This is a genomic window from Ruegeria sp. AP7, from assembly GCF_056539905.1.
Map to the genome: position 1 here is coordinate 155,195 of NZ_JBQFVT010000010.1, position 18,266 is coordinate 173,460.

Below are 18,266 nucleotides of genomic sequence, written 5' to 3' on the forward strand. Positions count from 1 at the left end.
GTTGCCGGGCGGAGCAAGAGAAGGCGTTTCCAAAGAAACGCCAATACCTGACAGGTGCGTTTGGGATTAGTTCAGTACACCTTCAGCAGCTGCGCGAACTGCACGAATATTGTCGCCATAAACAGACGGATTTGAAACTGACCCGCCCTTGAAAACAGCCGAGCCAGCGACCAGCACATCTGCACCGGCGGCTGCAACCAGAGGTGCGGTGCTGGGATCGACACCACCATCTATTTCGATATGCACCGGGCGGTCACCAATCATCTGACGCAAACGGCGCACCTTGGCGGTCATATCAATGAACTTTTGCCCGCCAAAACCGGGGTTAACGGTCATAACACAAACCAGATCGGTCAGATCCAGCAGATGCTCTACCGCCTCAGCTGGTGTTCCCGGGTTCAAGGCAATACCTGCTTTCATCCCGGCGGCGCGAATGGCCTGTAACGTGCGATGCGAGTGCGGCCCGGCCTCAACATGAGCTGTGAGCACATCAGCCCCAGCATCGGCATAAGCCTGAATGTATGGATCGACCGGTGAGATCATCAGATGCACATCCATAACCGTCTTCACATGTGGTCGGAATGCTTTGACCGCCGGGGGGCCAAATGTGAGGTTGGGCACAAAATGCCCATCCATAACATCCACATGAACCCAATCGGCGCCTTGCGTTTCAATGGCCTGAATCTCTTGTCCGAAGTTTGCGAAATCTGCCGACAGGATCGACGGTGCGATCTTGATGGAACGGTCAAAGTTCATGGCGGGCCTCATGTGGATATGCAGTTGCGAGGGGATATATCTGTGATGGGCAAGGAGCGGTAGACCCGAGATACGAAAATCTTACCAGTCTCCCCTAACCTGCCGCCGCTCATCCAAGCCTCGGTACAAGTATCTTGTTTATCGAGAGCGCGAGTGGAATTTCATACCTGAAAGTGAAAGCTATATGCGACTCAAATGTCGGTCGTCCTTCCGTTCAGGTATCAGTATTTCGCAACCAAGACCGCCGAGACGTTCCGAAACGCCAAGTTTAAGCGTACCACCATAAGCCTTCAGCAGATCGACAGTAATAGCCAATCCCAAACCAGTCCCGCTGACAGAGGTATCCAGGCGCTCGCCAGATCGTAGCACGGCTGATTGCGCCTCTTCTGGAATGCCGGGTCCATCATCCTCAATACAGATTTTTATGTTGCGCCCACTACGATGTGCCGAGATGTGAATTGTCGTTCGGCACCACTTAAGGGCATTGTCGAGAAGGTTACCCAACACCTCTTCAATGTCCTGAGTGTCGATGCTGACCCAAAGACCGGCTTTGTAGTCTGAAGTTAGAGATTTGCCTTCGCGCTCTGCCATAATTGAAAAAAATTTAGACAGCCTTTCGACCGAATTCGAGATATCCGTTCGCGAATGGGTCAATTCGGCGGTATTTGACGCACGCATGCGTGCAAGTGCTCGACCAAGTTGGGAATCTATACGCGTCAGCGCCTCTTCCGCCGGCCCGGTATCGGATCCGGATTCCGACAAGTTCAACAACTCGTTTCGGAGAATCGATGTTGGCGTCTTAAGTGCATGGGCCAGATCTGCGGCCTGTCGTCGAGAACTCGAAACGATCTCGCGATTTCGATGCAACAGCTGATTGAGGTCTTCCACAAGCGGCGATACTTCTTCAGGATAATCATCCGGCTTCAGGTCGTCTCCGTTGTCCCAGCGATGGGCAACGTCAGCACGCAATTTCCTGAGCGGGCCAATGACCGCAGACATCAACAAAAGAGAGCCCGCAACACCAATCAGCCCAACCAGCCCAAAGACTGGAAGCAGGTTTGATTGTGCAGCCCGGCGTTCGCTTAGCAGTTCAAGCCTGCTTTCCGCAACGCTCACGCCCCATTCCGTTCCGTCTTCAAAGCTGATTTTCTGATAAATGCTGCGAACAGCTTCATCGTCTGGTCCCAGCGTGTTCCAAATGGTTGCTTCGTTGCCAGTACGCGTGGGCTCTGCGATCGTTTCGTCGAACAATGAGGCCGATGTATAGATGTCGCCTTTGTTATTCGTCACCTGCCAATATCTGCCTGAATAAGGCGTACCATATGCGGGGTCGAATATCAGCTCTCTCAGGACATCCGGAGTGTCGGTGGTGACACTTAGTCCGACAACTAACTGAGTGTGACGGTCACGTAACGTTTCATCAAACTGCTGGAGCACCCTCGTATTGATGTAGGAGAAAACGACTAACGTTCCGACACCTACCGACACTGTGGCAGACGCCAGCCCACTAAGTAGGGCGCGATGGCGCAGCGATAGCATCAGGCGGTATCGATCATATAGCCGCGTCCTCTGACCGTAGTGATGAGATCAGGTCCCAATTTCTTGCGTAGCCGGGTAATGAATACGGCGATAGTGTTTGAATCTCGGTCACCGTCGTATTCGTATATATGTTCCGATAATTCAGTTCTGGAAACCATGCGCCCCAAGTTGTGCGCAAGGTAGGTGAGAACCGCAATCTCCTGCGCGGTTAGGTCGACCGGAATCCCCGCAACACTAACCCGCCCGTTCCTGGTATCCAGCGAGACGTCTCCCATTTCGATAACCGGATTGAGCTGACCACTCTGCCTGCGTAGAATTGCCCGCACACGCGCGGCCAGTTCCGGCATGTGAAACGGTTTGGTCATGTAGTCGTCCGCGCCCGCATCAAGACCATCGACACGCTCGCTCCAACCGTCACGGGCCGTCAGTATTAATACCGGCGTCTTAACACCTGAGCTGCGCCATTCGCGCAAAACGGAAATTCCATCCCGTTCAGGCAACCCAATGTCGAGTATGATCATGTCATATGGTTCGGTCGCGCCCATATGAAGAGCGTCCGTTCCATTATGGGCCACATCCACCACATGACCCTCGACCCCCAGAAGTTTTTTAATCTGTTCGCAGAGTTGGGATTCGTCTTCAGCCAGAAGTATTCTCATATCTTAAAACTACAGGCACATTCGCGTTGGTTTAAGTCCTAATTTCTGCCTTTCCCGTTCCCACCGGAATTGCCGCCGCCGTTTCCACCGCTGTTCCCGCCAGCATTACCTCCGCCGTTTTCGCCAGAATTTCCACCGCTGTTACTGCCGCTGTTTCCACCGGCATTTCCGCCGCCGCCTCCGGAACCATTTCCATTGCCACCCGCATTCCCATTATCACGATTTGCAGCAGATCCGCGCCCATTGCGGTTACCACGATTGCTATTGGCTTTGGTCGAATTGGAGCGCGCAACTTTCGAAATCTGGTTACCCACCCCAGACCGGTTGGACACAACGGCGCCCGTCTGCGCATTCACAATCACGCTAACGATTTTTCCATCCGGCTTTTTTACAAGAATCCGATAATAGATCTCACCCGCTTGAAACGCGCGGGCATCAACTGGGGTGCCTCCGTAAGTTTTTGCAACGCCTTTGATGACCCGCGCAAGCCGAATTGTATTTCCCGATAGGGTCGCCTTGCGCAGTTCGCTCTGTTTAAGCTCACGGACGTCGGCGGCTGCTTCCCTAACAGGTAAAGCAACAAGCAAACTTACCACCGCCAGTAAAACCGCTACACGCATCAACTTCCTCACTCTTGCAGGTCAGAGGATACGTCAATCGACGTGAACCGGTGATGAACAAGCAGTTAGCCCTGCGTTCAAGCGCTCTCAAGTTAAATGATTGAGAGATCAGACGATTCGTACGTGAATTGCAGCATTCGAACACAGCGCGCCATTTCTTAGAATAAAGCGCCGCTGTTGTTCCACCAAGGAGACTGATATGAAAACCTCTATCCTCAGCCCTATTAAAGCCTCTGCAGTGGCTATCGCTTTGCTGGGATCGACCGCCGTTATTGTTGCAGTCGCAATGCCGGATGTTGCCATTGCCAAAGAAGGAAAAGGCAACGGCGGGGGTAATGGCGGCGGCAATTCCGGTGGAAACGGGAACAGCGGGAACAATGGTGGTGCCGACAAAGGCGATCGCGATTCAGCTGGTAACAATAACAGTAAGAAAGGGTCTGACGGAAACCGCAATGTTGGAAATTCCGGGAAATCCATTTTCGGCGACTCAAAGAGCAAGTCTTCGCGTTCCACTTCAGAGAACCGCGGTCGATTTTCACTAAAAGATCTTTTTAATGGAAGCGGCAAAGCAAAAGGCGCTGCAAATTCCAGGACGCGCACGACCACCAGCGGTGGAAAGCAATTATCCAAGACCTACAAGCAGACTACAGAATATTTGATTGTCGAAGAATCTGTTCGCCCTGCAATTCGGCCCACGGGAAACAGGATGGCGGCGCTTCTTGGTGCCCACCCTTCTGAACTGGGTGCGCTTAATGCTGCGAACGCAAGTGCGACAGCCTTGGCCAATGCTTCACCTAATTCACGTGTCGGAAGAATAGCGACATATCGTGACACGGTGCTGGCCGGAGATCTCTTGCGGGAGGATCTTGCAGAACAGTTGGAAGAGCTTACCGGACTGGAGCCACCAGAGCGTACTGTCGCAGAAATCGAAGAAGATTTAGAAGTCGCATTGGATGATGTTCAAACCAATCAAGAGCTTGTTGAAGAACTTGAACAGGCTTTGGAAGATGCCGACGGAGAGGACCCTGTGATCGAAGAGCAACTCGAACAAGCACGGATGGATCTGGAAGGTTCAATTGAGGAGGCGCAGGACCTCAATGAGGAACGTCAGGCAGCATTAGAATATGAAGAAGCGACAGAAGAGGTTCGGGAACTGGTTGAACTTGTTGAAGAACAAGAATTAGCCGAGCGCGAAGCCTTGGAAGCGGCGGCCAACAAACCTGTTACCGATGCCGTTGAAGAAGAGGTCAAGTCGCTTCTGGGTTTGTAATCGAAGCCTCAAATCTCAGGTATAATTTTCTTACGGTGCAGACAACTCACGGAAGCACCATAAGCCGGGGCGGTCATTTACTTCATCAGAAGCGGAATGGCCGCCCCTTGGTTTACTGGCATTTAACTATGCTTTGTGAGCTACAACCCACGATTTCTTATAGTACCAAACGAAAGAATCCCGCCTAAGTTAGGCGGGATTCTGTTGTCAATTCCGTTGTTTAGGACGAGTATCAGGAATTGAACAAGGGTCGACTGAACTACCTTCAGACGTTGGTTTGCGCATCAGAAAGTCGCTTGTTTTTTATAATTTCTGTTAGTGCATTTTCGATAGGAGGGAAGCGACCGCTGATTGTAGGGCGTTTGGTTGGCAACTTGTCCGCAGCGATACTGCCAGAGGTTGGCATCACAGCAACAGTGTCGGACTCTTCAGTCATAAAGGCAGACTTGATCATGCGTTTCCCCTCATTTGCAATTGAACGATAATTCGCTCGTTCAACTCTATAGAGCACTATGGCTCATCTCGGTTGAACGTCGCGAAAATACATTGTTCATGTTCGGTTAATGTTGTCGCCAAAACGAAAACAATGGGATAGTACGGCCGTTTGCCGGGGTTTGTTGCGCAGATCAGGGCATGCATTTGCTTCACCTGCGATCTGTCAATGGTCTTAATTGGCGATGCTAAATTGCTTGTTCGACCCTCGTTTGCCTCAGCTCTCTCGAATTGTCGGCCTCCGGGATCGCCTACTGGTGTTCAGCGCCCTGAGAGTGGTCCTTTGTTCAAGCCTACAGTGTTACTTATTGACCCGCACTTCTAGGGTGACGTCTTGATTGGGGTCGTAGACACTAGAAACCGCTTAAGCGCTCGATAAGCCAGTACATTGAAACCGATCCGATGCCATAGGCGGTGAGAACGACCGGTCCTCGATCAGTCGGCGAGGCAACCAAGCGCCAAATCGCAGTGAAGACGGCCAGCGCAGCGATGAAACTCAACTGACCAGCCTCAACACCGAGATTAAATGCCAGCAACGCTGCCGGAATATCGTTTGGTGGTAGTCCAATTTCTGCCAGGGCACCTGCAAAACCAAGGCCGTGCAAAAGGCCAAACCCAAAGCAAACGATCCACGGTTTTTGCTTGGAAAGTCGGAAGCGACCTTCGCCACCTTTGACAATCTCCATCGCCAGAAACACGATTGAGAGCGCTATTACTGCCTCGACCGGTGGCCCAGGAACATTCAAAATACCAAAGGTCGCCAGCGCCAGAGTTATTGAATGCGCTAGTGTAAAAGCTGTTACGGCTCCTACCAGTCTCCAGACATCTCGGACCAGAATAAACAGCGCGAACACGAATAAAAGGTGATCCCAGCCTTCCAGTATGTGTTCAAATCCCAATTGAAAATAGGATACGAAAACTGACCATGTCGTCTGTTCAGGAGGTATAGTTTGGATTGCTGTATCTGAGGTGAGACGAAGGGTCGTCGGTGCGGTCTCTAAGGGGTGCAAGCGCACCAAAACATCGTTTCTTTGCGCCTCCAAGCCATCAATCGCAATGGATTTCCCCGCAATATCTTCACGACACTCCATGACCCATGATGAAACCCAGGCCCGACTGTCAAGTGTTGCTTCCGGACCACGTGAAGGAGCGCAACCATTTGGCAGCACTGCATCAATCGCCATTGGCTGACCATTCACATCGGGCTTTCGCCAATGAACGCTCCATGTGTTTGACGCGATTTGGCGGATTTCCAAGTATCCCGGATCAAGCGCATGTGCGTTGGCGTCGGCTTCGGGCCACACGAACAGCAACGCAATTAACATACAGACCAAATGTCTCATTTGGTTGGTCCCGCGATGTCGGGCACCACAATCTCATAGGCATCAGCAAGCGCCTCATATTGCGCTTGCGCCAGATCTGCACTCATGGTGCGACGCCAATCCTGTAGGACCGCATTTCGTATCTCTGATAACGGCGGTGTTTGAGCAGGCTCGATAGCGACCACTTGAACAAGATGAACACCGTAACCTGATTGGATCGGCCCTCCCCATTGACCTCGTTCGAGTTCAGTTAGACCGTTCGAAAACCCGGCGCCAAACACCGAGTCGACAACCCGAGTTGCAGTCAAAGGCATTGAGGCAGGCAGTAATGTTGAACGCCCAAATTCAGGAAGCTCTTGTTCCTCACGCACCGCGCTCAACGCGTTTGCGATCGCAGCGTCACCTGGCGCTTCGCCAAGAAAGATCTGATTGAAGGCTACCTTTTTGGACGTCGCGTATCTTTCACGGTTCTTCTGAAGATAGGCCTCCAAATCTTCGTCTTCAGGGGTAACTGATGCAGCAATCGCTTCAGTAAGAAAATCCATCTTTTGGCTTAGCCGCGATCTGATCACGCTATCTCCGCGATCCAGCCCAAGCTTTCTTGCTTCTCTGACCAAAACTTCTTCACGAATTGATGCATCGATCAACGCTTGCAGTTCAGCTTCGTTTGGTTGGCGTTTCCACCTGGCCTCAAATTGAGTAACCAGAAGCGCGACATCATCTTTGTCGATTGATATTGTCACGAGATTTTCGGTGGTCTCATTTTCCGGCGCGACTATATGGAACCAAATGAATATAGCCGCCCCAATCAGGAAGAAATGGAACAAAGGTTCTTTCAATAGGCGCATGCAGGCTCCTGCGTGAAATGCATCTGGTTCTACGTACCAATGCTGACATCAGCGAGTTAGTTTTTGCAATAAAGTGGGCTCTTGTCGCGCTGCAGAAGTGTAGGAAACTGCCGAGGTAACTATCGCCACCTCGACTTATACTAATGTGATTAATGCTGATCAATCTGCCGGCGTGTACCAAATCGGTGATGAATACGCGCGTTCCTGATGCGTCAGCACCGCATCCTCGGGCAAGTCGATACCATATCTTAGCTTGTCATACAGTATCCAACGCGGAGTCGGAATTTCCAATGCGCGTACATAATAAAATGCCCGTGCATTTGGGTCGAATTCAGGGTCGGACCAAACGGTCACAAGCTCGGAGGCACCGATTGTGTTGGCCCAACTGGCGGCTTCAACATCCACTGTATTTCCCACAGCGGGAACCTTTCCGCTATCATCTGCAACACGATCATCCGACCACGCAACGTCGTAGACCTTTTCCTGCAGGGCGCCTTCAGAATCAAGCCAGCCTTTGATCACCTGCACACGATCCAAGTTAGCACCCACAGGGTCGCGCAGCGCAGCGATCAGGAATGAAGGTGCACCATCTCCCTCGCGTGGGCGCATGTCCGAACCCATTGGAACGCCTTTGGTATAACCAACATTAGCAAGAAAACGGGTCTCAACATCAGCTTCACTGAAATCCCAACCACCAAAAAACCTCAGACCGATCCGAGGACCTGTTGTCGCGTATGTCTCACGTCGTTTAAACGCGTCGAAAATCGCAGCACGCGTATTGTCGGTGGCCCAAACTGCCGTGTATCCGGATGCCACCAAAAGGTCGCCGGGTATTTCACCGAGATCATTCGCAATGAAAGGGTGCTTGATCCGCGAGGCCGACGGTTCAACGCTGACCGACTTGCCAAAGAAGTTGTCTTCTTCGGCAGTGGCCAAAGACGTATGGCTGTCCGTCGCGCCTCCCATGCCAAATTTATAGGGATTCACGCCAAACTTTTCTTCCAGCAGCAATCCTCGTTTCAGAGCTTCTCGGGCGTACTCCCCTGCTAGCATGTCATCGGTCTTCAGCTCGGTTATGTCGAGATTGCCGACGTCCCAGTTCTCGTAATCCGCAAATTCGTCGTCTGGGCTCAGGAACGGATGCGCTTCGCCGTCACCTTTGATTTGGGTGACTTCATAATGAGGCTCCCATTTTGCGCGGGCGGCTACGTAATCCGCGTCGACCTTGCCACCGTGATAGGTATCTTCGGTTGGGAACATCCACCCGTTTGAAAGGTTGCCGTTATGCGCAAACGCAACTGCGCGTCCTCCGGTTTTCTCCTGATATTCTTCAAGCCAAGCATATAGTGCTTTTGGGTCGGTATCGCCGTAGGGTGGTTGTGTGACCGGTGGCACCATCTGCAAGGCACGGATCGGCCCATCGCGCAGCATGACGTTCCGGTGCAGGTTGAAACCCTTAGGCACCGAAGTCCATTCGAACCCGATGAATGCAGTAAAATTACCCGGGTCGTTGTGCCGCTCGGCCGCAAGGACAATATGTTCCCAGGTAAAGGAAAATGCGTCGGCACCGGGGCTGTAAGACTCCAACAGAACTTCTGGCAGGGTCATTTGCGAGAAATTGGTAATTATGTCGAAGGCTGTTTTCCCGGCCTCCTCGCCTCCTGCTTTGTAGCCTTCGTACCATTCCAACCCTTTTGGATCAGCCAGAACACCGGGTTTACCAGCTTGCAAATCCGGAGCAAAGCCCATGAGGTCCGTATGGTCTGTCAGAACCATCCAATCCAATGGTCTAGCCAGCCTTACGGGCTGCCCTGTGGAGGAAATGACCTGCTCTCCCTTTGCAAAACGCCAAGCTTCATCGGGTAGCAGGGTATTTCCAAAGGCTCCCGCATCTAATGACAGCCCGGTGTGTAGATGTGTATCACCCCAAAGCGGGCGTTCAGGGAAAGAACGCTGTGCGTACGGCGAATATGGTTGATTGGAAAACAAACCTTCGACTGCCTGTTCGCTTGGAACAGCGTCAGAAAGCACAACGGTCGGCGCAAGAATAAGAGTTAGAAAACAAGCAGAAATTCGATACATAGTGCCCCCAAAAAGCAAAAAATACTCAGCGAGTTCCCAGAGTCTGTTGTGACTCTAATATATTCGATTTTTATGATATCATATCTAACGGGCTCGTGGAAAAAATTTTGCCGCTAAGTCTTTGAGCTAATTGTATTCGAGGCGGTCGGCTCCTCGTTCCCGGATCAAAACTGCTGACTTTCGCCCTTGAATACGTGTCCAACAGTCTGGGGAGCACCGGAGCGGACCACAATTCGATTGCTCCAGTGATCGGCCAAATTTCATGTTGAACTCAGGGGTTTTCCCACCAATCGGTCGGCTTGGCGCGTTTGCCGCGGTTACGGTCAAGCCAAAGGGCAAATCTGCGCAAGGGTGAAAGCGCCAGTGCCAACCAGAAACGATGGCGCAATAGCGTAAAGTCGCGGTTGAACGGACAGACGCGCATGCAAATTGCACAGTCGGAGGACAGTTTGGCCCAAAACCCAAAGCACTTAGCCGCGTCGGAAGTCCACTTGCGCACACCCTTTATGGCCGAGGGATCCTCGGTTGTCTCCGGCTCTCCGTAAGGGAGCGCTTTGACCGGGCAGGCATCTGCGCATTTGGTGCAAATGCTACAGAAAGCACGTACGCCCAAAGGCCTGGGGGGATCATGTGCCAGTGGCAGATTGGTGAATATCTTGGAGAACCGCAATCGCGGGCCATATTCAGGTGTTATCACCATCTGGTTGCGGGCATATTCTCCCAAGCCCGCCTTGATCGCATAAGGGATCACGAGACCGGTGTCATTCATAGAGGCCGTGGCCTCATAGCCCAGATTACGGATGTAGGCTGCAAGCTGCATCACGATACTGGCCTCATGGGAGTATTCGCGTCCAGTGGCAGCCCCCGCGAGGGCAGACGGATATGTAGCCACAAGGTCTTCATCCATCTGATGGCCCATCACGATGACGGACGTCGTGCCTTCTGGCAGGTCGTTGGGCGCATCAGAGAAGTCGCGAGTGTCAACTCGGGCCGCGTAAAGCCAACGGTCATCCATATAGGTGATGCCACAGAGATCGGCCCCAAAGAATTTCGCAATTCGTTTGACCTCCCTTGCCATCGCGACAGGGTCGTCTATCGGGTGCTGTGTCGGGGCCACAGGTGTGTCATTGTTGATGGGGGCTTGGAAGCCCTCGCGCCTGCCGGTCTCGCCTCCTCTTTCGGAGATCAAGTCTGAAATCAACCAAGCCGCGTTTCTAAGCGCAAAGTCGCGTTGGGTGAAACCATCCCCACGACGCGGAATGGCTTCCATGCGGTACGAGGCAAAGAAGGCGTCGGTTTGTTTGCTGCGGATACGCTCATCCCAGAAAGCGCGGGTAAATATATCATTACGCTGGTTGAAGCGTTCAAAGTCATTCGTGACATCAATACCTGCGGCGGCGTCGTCGGGTCGTTGGGGGTGGTTGGAGGGATAGCCCATTGCGAGACGATGCCGCGAGATAGGTCAGTTGTCAAAGGGGGCAGAGGCAACGCTTACATTTGCCCGCCTGAGTTTCAGATTATGGTGCTGAGGAGGATTGATCGTGAAGCAAGCAGTTTGGTGGACTGTTTGTAGATCGAACGGGTTGTTCGGAATTTGGTTGCGGGAGGGTGCAACTGCCGTTGTCGAATACGGTTGCAATGTCTGGCTTAAAGCCTCAAATCAAAAAGCCCCCGACCACTTCTTCAAGCATCGGTCTGCTAGTCGAAGGTACTCGCGCCGCCTCAGCACGATTTTATAGAATTAGATTCTATTCCAAGATGATCCGCCCTATGACCAAACAGGAAGTCAAAGAAGCCGAAACGTTCGGCAAAAGAAGCATATCGATTATGTCAGAGCCGTTAGAAGACGCCATTCATTAGATGGGGCAATAGACTGAAGACAATCCTATCGTTACTCTGCCTTCAAGTTAGCATTCATAAACAACGAACAGGATTCTTCAGAAAGACTTTCAATGGCGGGTGAAAACGAACCTCCAATTTCTGAAACGCGCAGGCTTGCAGTTGTCGCGTTCGCAGATGTTGCCGGTTTTTCTCGCCTAATGGCAGAAGACGATGTTTGGACAAGCAACCAGTGGAAATCGCTCAGAGAAGAGTTGCTGTTGCCACTGCTTAAGCAATATGATGGCCGATTGGTCGAAACTATCGGAGACGCGATCCTCGTTGAATTCAGCAGCGTGGTGGCTGCCTTGAAATGGGCTGTCGACGCTCAGAAGAAACCACATCCAGAGGCGCAAAGGGGCACACGTGAAAGTCTGCAACTAAGGATTGCAGTAAATGTCGAAGATGTTTTGGTGAGCCACGGAAACATATTGGGTGACGGCGTCAACATTGCCTCGCGTATTCATGACGCTGCAGCGCCGGGTCAAATCGTTGCGACAGGGCTGGTTCGAGAGTTGGCAGGAAGTAAGATCAACGTCCGCTTTAGAGATATTGGGACGCCGCGGCTAAAAAACATCAATCGAGTTATCCACTTGTTTCAGGTCGTGCCATTGGAATCTTCTTCCTCAGAAAGCGCGAGTCTGCACCAACCTTTTATTGAATGGACATCGCGACCTACAGTGGCCGTCTTGCCATTTCGCGCGTCTTCTGGCCATGAAATGGAAGAGTATTTTGGATCAGGGATCACCGAAGATATAATCAGCGGTCTATCCCGTAGTCATGCATTTCACGTAATCGCTCGCGCGTCGACATTACGTTTTGCCAAACGCTCGATTGATCTTCAGGAAATCGCGTCGCAGTTGGGTGTCAACTACGTAATGGATGGAAGCGTGCGCCGACAGGGTAATCGGCTTCGGATTACAGCGGAATTGGTTGATGTTGCCTTGAACCGATCAATCTGGTCCGAGTCGTTCGACGGGACCGCCGAAGATCTGTTCGATTTTCAAGACACAATAGTTGCCGCAGTTGTCGGCTCATTCGAGCCCCGCCTGAACGCGCACGGAATTGAACGCGTTCGAAATCGCTCCACCCATAGCCTTGATGCGTATGATTGCGTTCTCAAGGCGGCATCAGAACTGTATCGGTTCACAGATGAGGGGTATCATCAATCCGGAATAGCGCTGCAAAGGGCTATGGAACTGGATCCTACCTATGCCAGAGCCTATGCTTACTCCGCTTGGCGATTGAATTACCTCGTTGGCGAGGAACGCTCCGACAATCCTGAGCGCGACAAACTGCTGGCTGTTGAGCATGCCAGACATTCCATCGCATTGGATCCTGATGATCCTTTCTGCCAAGTGGTCGCTGGGCATCTGACAAGCCTCATTGAGGGTGATCCGCATCAAGCGATGTCGATGTTTGATCTGGCCCTGTCCCTCGATCAAAATAATGCACTCGGCTGGGCAACCAGTGGAGTAACATTGTCGTATTTAGGCCGAAGAGACGAGGCGATACCCCGGTTTCAGAATGCATTTAAACTAAGCCCGTTTGACACCTTGAACTTTACTTGGTGGACCGGGGTTGGAATCGCCGAGTTTTCCTCCGGAAATTATTCTGAAGCGATTTCCTGGTTGCAGAAGGCGCGTCAGGTCAACTCTCGCTTTATTGCGACCTTGAGAATTCTGGCGGCCAGTCTTGCAATGAACGGTCAAGAGGAAAAGGCACGGGCCGTTGGAGCCGAGCTTCTAAGGCTCGACAAAGATTTCTCGGTGGATCGGTTTGTTTCGTGGTATCCATTTGTACGTAGAGAAGACAAATTGGCCCTAAAAAGTGGGTTATTTATTGCGGGTTTGCCGCGTTAGAGGACTTTGAGCCGACGAAATCTCAAGTCCATATTATTCGATAGGGGGATTTCCAATGACTTCTAGAAAGGACACAGCCAACGGCATGGGTAGTGGCATGGGCATGGGCATGGGTCGCGGCATGGGCATGGGTAACGGCATGGGCATGGGCATGGGTAACGGCATGGGCATGGGCATGGGTAACGGCATGGGCATGGGCATGGGTAACGGCATGGGCATGGGCATGGGTAACGGCATGGGCATGGGCATGGGTAACGGCACGGGCATGGGCATGGGTAACGGCATGGGCATGGGTAACGGCACGGGCATGGGTGCGATCCCGGTCGGAGCTGACGGTGGCATCGGCTTTGTCCGTAGCTACTATGCTACCCCCATTGAACTGGCGCTGTTGCCTTGGTCGCTTAACTTTACACCGGACAATTCCGGTGAAACTCCATTTCCGCTCGAATTCATAATCAATCCCTACCAACCTAACAGTGACCCGCTGGAATGGACGACCGCCGACTGGGATCCGGATTTGCGTTTCTGGACACTTCCGTTTGATCCGCAATTGGGTGAGTGGCTGCGCGCCGCTGACCGGAGTGAGCCCGGTACGCTCGCAGCCCTTGAGATCGCCGGGCAATTCGGGAAATGGCTACCGATTTCCCCTGGCCGCATCCCGCCAGGTATCGACCCGATTAAGCTGCGTTGGCTGGAAGCAAACGACCTGAAATGGCAACCCGGAGATACAGCCGCTGAGAATTTGGCCGCGTTCCTTTTTATCAAGGGCGAGTTGGAGAAACTCAAAATCTATATGGAGGACGATAGGTGGAACTATCTTGTGGAAAGCGACGTACAGGCAGATGGTCTACCGGATTATCTCATTCATTTTCTGGGCATCAATTCGTTTGATCACCCCAATACGCTCGACCTGATAAACGTCGGGCTGGCAATCGGTAACGTGATCTACATGGCTTACAAAGCATATTACAAAAGAGCGCGACCATCGATCCTCCGCCCCGGCCTGACTGTACCGTTCGGCCCACCCGCACATCCGGCATTCCCAAGCGGACATTCATTTCTTGCGCATTTCATTTCGCTTCTTTTGCTTGAAATACCGGGAATTTATTATCGCTACGGTGTGCTGAAAGATAAAGTTTCGATTGATGGTGCGGATATTGTTCCAAGTCCCGAGGATGGGCACCTGCTTCGGAAACCACGATGGAGTGACCTGCGAGGGACCGCGCCCATAAAGTCACCACTGCTTGCAATTGCGCATCGAATAGCAGTGAACCGAGAACGTATTGGCGTGCACTACCCGACCGACAGTACGGCCAGTCGCCATCTGGCTGCAGGTATTTGGGATTCCCTGTTTGATAGAGCCAACGACACAGACGTCGAGGGAAATCCAATAGCGGGTATCGATTGTCCGACGCTGATGACGGTGCTGGACGCGTCAAAAGTCGAATGGCCCACGCCATGGGACAGTGATCCTGTGCCGGAAGTCATATAAACTGAATAACCCGCAACCCAAGGTTGTTGTCATTAGCTACGAGGTCGGTCAACGCTCGGGGTGTTTTGGGTAGGTTGCTGGCTGTTGTCCCGACAGCAACCCCAAGGCTTTGCAGCGGATCTGTATTGGCACGATCGTCTGGACAAGTGATTTCATAAAGCGCCAGACCATATGCTGTGCTACCTTGCGGTCGGTCGGCGTTCACTATTCGCTCAATCTCTGCCAGGGCTTCGCCCTCATCGTTGAACGGCAGAACCCGCCTGTCGCCTGCTCCAATGTCCGGCAAATTGTCTTCCTGTGAAAAGAGCGGAAGCCATATAATAATGGAGGAAAGGCCCCAATCCTCTTCTGGATTAAAGACCACCCCATACCATCGGCGAAGCATGCAGCCCTCAGCCGTTACCGATCCACGATTACCGAAAATCACCTGGTCCGGCATTATCCATTGCGCATCATCACGCCAATCTAGCGAGACCGGACAATAACTGCCAACACCGAATATAAACCAACTGCCGTTCACCATTTCTCTAAGCGGGCGGGAATCTTCGATATAGACATCGACGTCAGGCGCTTTGCCCATGCCATTATGCGTCTCTTCAAGGTTCTCGACAAACATGCCTTGCGTTTCAAATGACCACCGTACCACTTTGTGGACCATACCCCCTTTCCAACCATCCGGTTGGGGTAGGTTATTTGGTAGATCTGGGCTTGGAGGCATTTCAATCACTCCAGCCTGCAAACGGTCAATTTGTTCGATCGCGAGCTCCAGCATTTCTGCCCTTGATGGTGATTGTCCGAATGATTGGATTGCCCTTACCAACAAATACATCGTCAGAAAGGAGGCACGTTGGCGTAGATAAACATCCGGTGCGTCCGCATCCATCGAATCTCCACCCAGTGCGCGATAAAACCGGAAGAGCGTTGTCGAAAGAATTTGTTCTGTCAAATAACCCTTCAGGTCATCACAACCAGTCGGCGGTGACTCAACAACAGACCGGTTCAATTCTCCGTACCACGCCCAACCTAACGTGGGGGATCTGTCGTGGCGACGCGTTGAAAAGACGAATGGAAATGTGATTCCACGATAGCTTTCAGCGACGCCATTTCGTGGGTCAGCCAGCCTAGAATCCGGATCACAAACAATAGCGGCCATTGCGTCACCGGCGCTGTGCGCAAAATCAAATTCAAGCTTCCCAAGACGCGCAGCCAACAAATAGTGCCCAAACTCATGAAGCATCCAGCGCTTGTCAGTCGCGAGGCCGAGAGGTTGCGCCCAGGTACGCTCTCCGTCGCTATTCAATGGCCGGTCCCAACGCGTTAGTTCCGCCAGAGCGAGATTCATTCGAATTGTCGGCAACGTCGCAGCATCAGATTTGCAGTCATAGGCGACCTGCGCGTTCACCGTTCGCCCATCTTTGCCGGGACCCGGAGCAATACCGTACCGGTAAAAGATCTGAATGTCCCTTTCTGCCCGAACAACGAAATCGTCCAAGATAATTCCAAACGATCTCAACAAATCGAAAAATTCAACGCAGTTAACATAGGCAAGTAGCGCTGAATACTCATTACTTCGTAGTAAAATCTCCTTGTTCGCAGGTAGTCTCAAAACTTTGGTCGGTCCTGGATTGCCAAGTCCATCCTGGTCTCCCGGAACAAAATCTGGGCATCGGCGAACACGAAACCCCAGATCTTCCAGCGTCAATTCATCCCCGTTCGTCAGTTTCCCCAACTCTCTGAAGCGATTAAGGAAATCATCTGTACGAGTGGGTCGCCTTCGATCCCAATCGTAGGGCAATGCAGGATTTGCAGGATCAAAAGGTAATTTCGAAGCAGGCGGAACTTGAGTCCAAATTTTTGCTTCGCCCTCACCTACATGGGTGATCAGTGGGCAGGTTTCAGTGGATAGCAATTCGAAGTGGAATTGTCGCTGTTGCGCACCGCCAATTGGTATTGCCTTGATCTTGTTGGTCACCGAATAGCTCAAGCGATTTGGAAATCGCTCAATTTCCCCAAGCGCTTTCGAAACTGTTTCGATCACAACCGGTTCTTCCAGAAAATCCGGGTCAACATCGGACAAGATAAAGATTTGTTCTAGATCGATGGATCTCGGTTCAACAGAAGCCGCGGCTCCAATTTGATTTAGAATATCAGATGGATAGTTTACCAAATCATTTGTAAGTGCCCCAAGTTCGATCTGTCGTTCCTCTCGAGACGGAAATGCGGCCTTGGCATCCACGGTCGACCAACTCTGCTGCGATACAACCGGGTATTCTGCTGTGAACGAGCGAATGATGACGCGGAGTTTACCACCATCTGTTTCCTCCACCAGCATAGGAATGCTGACACCGATAGAGAACTCGGCAGGTTCCCCCTGATCATTTATGAATTCTGTCGCCACCATGACTATCGTTGCTGGCAATCTGTGGAGTTCATCGCGGGACAGGTTCCATGACGCAATTTGAGGTGGGTTGTCATTCGCACCGCTGTCAACCGGAGGCCAGATATTCAGCCAGTGAACCAAGTCCCAGTTTCCAGCTTTGGCGTTGTCATTAAACTGATTTCCGCCCCACCCTTCAGGCCAATTCAACGATTGCCCATGACTTGTTAGATAATCTTCAACTTTATCCAAATAGTCCGATGCAATAGCTCCAAGTGTTTCCCGATCAGTCTCTTCATCCGTCGCGATGGCGATATATGGCGCATCGGAATGCGATATTAGTCGCGAACGCCGTTCCGAATTTGGATACTCGCGCTCAAATCTAAGCCACGGTGGTGGCCAACTGTCAGAGTTGTAAGGTTCTGGTGGCCAATTTGGAAAATCAATAGACAAAACTATGCTCCCTTTCCTTCAGAAATAGGTTTGATTGAGTTGGGGCACGTAACTTCAAATTAATCGAAATTTTGAGATTCCGATAGTATGATAACTCAACGGGTAGGCTTACCGAACGACGGACGATACTTAAGGACTGTTAGAAAGGGGGGCTTCTAGCGCGCTACTACCTTGTAACATGGAATAGAGGAAACGGGTCTCCTAGATCCGCCCAGTGATAGTTCATTGCGATAAAGCCACTGAAAAATCGATCCATAAGTTACGGGAGGTTTTCATAGATTCGACCAACTGCCACAAACTGCGAAATCACACTAAGGACTTCTCTAAATATATGCCAGTGTAGACTATCAGAGATTCGATTGGTCCCGGAAGATGGGACATATACAATTGAACTCATTGGGGAACTGGCAGGTTTGCTTGCGTTGGGTGTGTCCCAGAACGAACAAAGCCGCCCTGAGGCGGCTCGTATGACACTTTGTTCGACTGTAATAGTTTCGGTAGTAGGATTTGAACCTACGACCTTCGGGTTATGAGCCTGACGAGGTGAAGAGGTTAAGCAATTGAACCGTGTGATCAATTGTAGTCTGAACGGGCTGTACTGAGATTTTCTGACGCT

Annotated in this window: 13 protein-coding genes; 3 read left to right on the forward strand and 10 right to left on the reverse strand. The window is 51.7% G+C overall.

What is annotated here, in order from left to right; all coding sequences use genetic code 11:
- Positions 1–66: 66 nt before the first annotated feature.
- The 4 genes from rpe to ACR0KN_RS17030 all read right to left on the reverse strand — a co-directional run bounded on the left by rpe (position 67) and on the right by ACR0KN_RS17030 (position 3,198).
- The gene (gene rpe, locus ACR0KN_RS17015; protein WP_170545820.1) at positions 67–756 is read right to left on the reverse strand and encodes a ribulose-phosphate 3-epimerase; all 690 of its coding nucleotides are present in this window, start codon (positions 754–756) and stop codon (positions 67–69) included.
- 180 nt (positions 757–936) lie between these two features.
- A complete protein-coding gene (locus ACR0KN_RS17020; protein WP_480655220.1) occupies positions 937–2,295 on the reverse strand; it encodes an ATP-binding protein in 1,359 nt (452 codons plus the stop codon).
- Positions 2,295–2,954, reverse strand: coding sequence for a response regulator transcription factor (locus ACR0KN_RS17025; protein WP_480655222.1), 660 nt, complete (start codon positions 2,952–2,954; stop codon positions 2,295–2,297). Before ACR0KN_RS17025 ends, ACR0KN_RS17020 begins: the two co-directional genes overlap by 1 nt.
- Before the next feature lie 31 nt (positions 2,955–2,985).
- Entirely contained in the window at positions 2,986–3,198 is a 213-nt protein-coding gene (locus ACR0KN_RS17030) for a hypothetical protein (RefSeq protein ID WP_480655224.1), read from the reverse strand.
- A 575-nt stretch (positions 3,199–3,773) separates the two neighbouring features.
- Here ACR0KN_RS17030 and ACR0KN_RS17035 point away from each other — a divergent pair.
- Entirely contained in the window at positions 3,774–4,844 is a 1,071-nt protein-coding gene (locus ACR0KN_RS17035; RefSeq protein WP_480655226.1) for a hypothetical protein, read from the forward strand.
- Between the two features lie 265 nt (positions 4,845–5,109).
- Here ACR0KN_RS17035 and ACR0KN_RS17040 read toward each other — a convergent pair whose 3' ends face one another.
- The 5 genes from ACR0KN_RS17040 to ACR0KN_RS17060 form a co-directional block, all read right to left on the reverse strand.
- On the reverse strand, positions 5,110–5,298 hold the full coding sequence (locus ACR0KN_RS17040; RefSeq protein WP_480655228.1) for a hypothetical protein: 189 nt from the start codon (positions 5,296–5,298) through the stop codon (positions 5,110–5,112).
- Positions 5,299–5,689: 391 nt separating this feature from the next.
- On the reverse strand, positions 5,690–6,661 hold the full coding sequence (locus ACR0KN_RS17045) for a HupE/UreJ family protein (protein ID WP_480655230.1): 972 nt from the start codon (positions 6,659–6,661) through the stop codon (positions 5,690–5,692).
- A gap of 14 nt (positions 6,662–6,675) precedes the next feature.
- Positions 6,676–7,506, reverse strand: a complete 831-nt coding sequence (locus ACR0KN_RS17050) for a peptidyl-prolyl cis-trans isomerase (protein WP_480655232.1) — start codon at positions 7,504–7,506, stop codon at positions 6,676–6,678.
- 159 nt (positions 7,507–7,665) lie between these two features.
- The gene (locus ACR0KN_RS17055) at positions 7,666–9,588 is read right to left on the reverse strand and encodes a DUF3604 domain-containing protein (protein ID WP_480655234.1); all 1,923 of its coding nucleotides are present in this window, start codon (positions 9,586–9,588) and stop codon (positions 7,666–7,668) included.
- A gap of 271 nt (positions 9,589–9,859) precedes the next feature.
- Positions 9,860–11,026 (reverse strand): 4Fe-4S double cluster binding domain-containing protein, encoded by a 1,167-nt coding sequence (locus ACR0KN_RS17060; RefSeq protein ID WP_480655236.1) that lies wholly within the window; start codon positions 11,024–11,026, stop codon positions 9,860–9,862.
- Between the two features lie 514 nt (positions 11,027–11,540).
- Between ACR0KN_RS17060 and ACR0KN_RS17065 the strand changes: the two genes are divergently transcribed.
- Both ACR0KN_RS17065 and ACR0KN_RS17070 read left to right on the forward strand, forming a co-directional pair.
- Positions 11,541–13,328: an adenylate/guanylate cyclase domain-containing protein gene (locus ACR0KN_RS17065; RefSeq protein ID WP_480655237.1), complete on the forward strand. Its 1,788-nt coding sequence runs from the start codon at positions 11,541–11,543 to the stop codon at positions 13,326–13,328.
- A gap of 55 nt (positions 13,329–13,383) precedes the next feature.
- The gene (locus tag ACR0KN_RS17070) at positions 13,384–14,820 is read left to right on the forward strand and encodes a phosphatase PAP2 family protein (protein ID WP_480655238.1); all 1,437 of its coding nucleotides are present in this window, start codon (positions 13,384–13,386) and stop codon (positions 14,818–14,820) included.
- Here ACR0KN_RS17070 and ACR0KN_RS17075 read toward each other — a convergent pair.
- Positions 14,813–17,650: a hypothetical protein gene (locus ACR0KN_RS17075; RefSeq protein ID WP_480655239.1), complete on the reverse strand. Its 2,838-nt coding sequence runs from the start codon at positions 17,648–17,650 to the stop codon at positions 14,813–14,815. The genes ACR0KN_RS17070 and ACR0KN_RS17075 overlap by 8 nt on opposite strands.
- Positions 17,651–18,266 lie beyond the last annotated feature (616 nt).

Coding starts and splice junctions, on each gene's coding strand:
- ACR0KN_RS17050 (WP_480655232.1), bottom strand. CDS start 7,506: ATGCGCCTATTGAAAGAACCTTTGTTCCATTTCTTCCTGATTGGGGCG.
- ACR0KN_RS17030 (WP_480655224.1), bottom strand. CDS start 3,198: ATGGGCGCGGATCTGCTGCAAATCGTGATAATGGGAATGCGGGTGGCA.
- ACR0KN_RS17065 (WP_480655237.1), top strand. CDS start 11,541: ATGGCGGGTGAAAACGAACCTCCAATTTCTGAAACGCGCAGGCTTGCA.
- ACR0KN_RS17035 (WP_480655226.1), top strand. CDS start 3,774: ATGAAAACCTCTATCCTCAGCCCTATTAAAGCCTCTGCAGTGGCTATC.
- ACR0KN_RS17025 (WP_480655222.1), bottom strand. CDS start 2,954: ATGAGAATACTTCTGGCTGAAGACGAATCCCAACTCTGCGAACAGATT.
- rpe (WP_170545820.1), bottom strand. CDS start 756: ATGAACTTTGACCGTTCCATCAAGATCGCACCGTCGATCCTGTCGGCA.
- ACR0KN_RS17040 (WP_480655228.1), bottom strand. CDS start 5,298: ATGATCAAGTCTGCCTTTATGACTGAAGAGTCCGACACTGTTGCTGTG.
- ACR0KN_RS17045 (WP_480655230.1), bottom strand. CDS start 6,661: ATGTTAATTGCGTTGCTGTTCGTGTGGCCCGAAGCCGACGCCAACGCA.
- ACR0KN_RS17060 (WP_480655236.1), bottom strand. CDS start 11,026: ATGGGCTATCCCTCCAACCACCCCCAACGACCCGACGACGCCGCCGCA.
- ACR0KN_RS17070 (WP_480655238.1), top strand. CDS start 13,384: ATGACTTCTAGAAAGGACACAGCCAACGGCATGGGTAGTGGCATGGGC.
- ACR0KN_RS17055 (WP_480655234.1), bottom strand. CDS start 9,588: ATGTATCGAATTTCTGCTTGTTTTCTAACTCTTATTCTTGCGCCGACC.
- ACR0KN_RS17020 (WP_480655220.1), bottom strand. CDS start 2,295: ATGCTATCGCTGCGCCATCGCGCCCTACTTAGTGGGCTGGCGTCTGCC.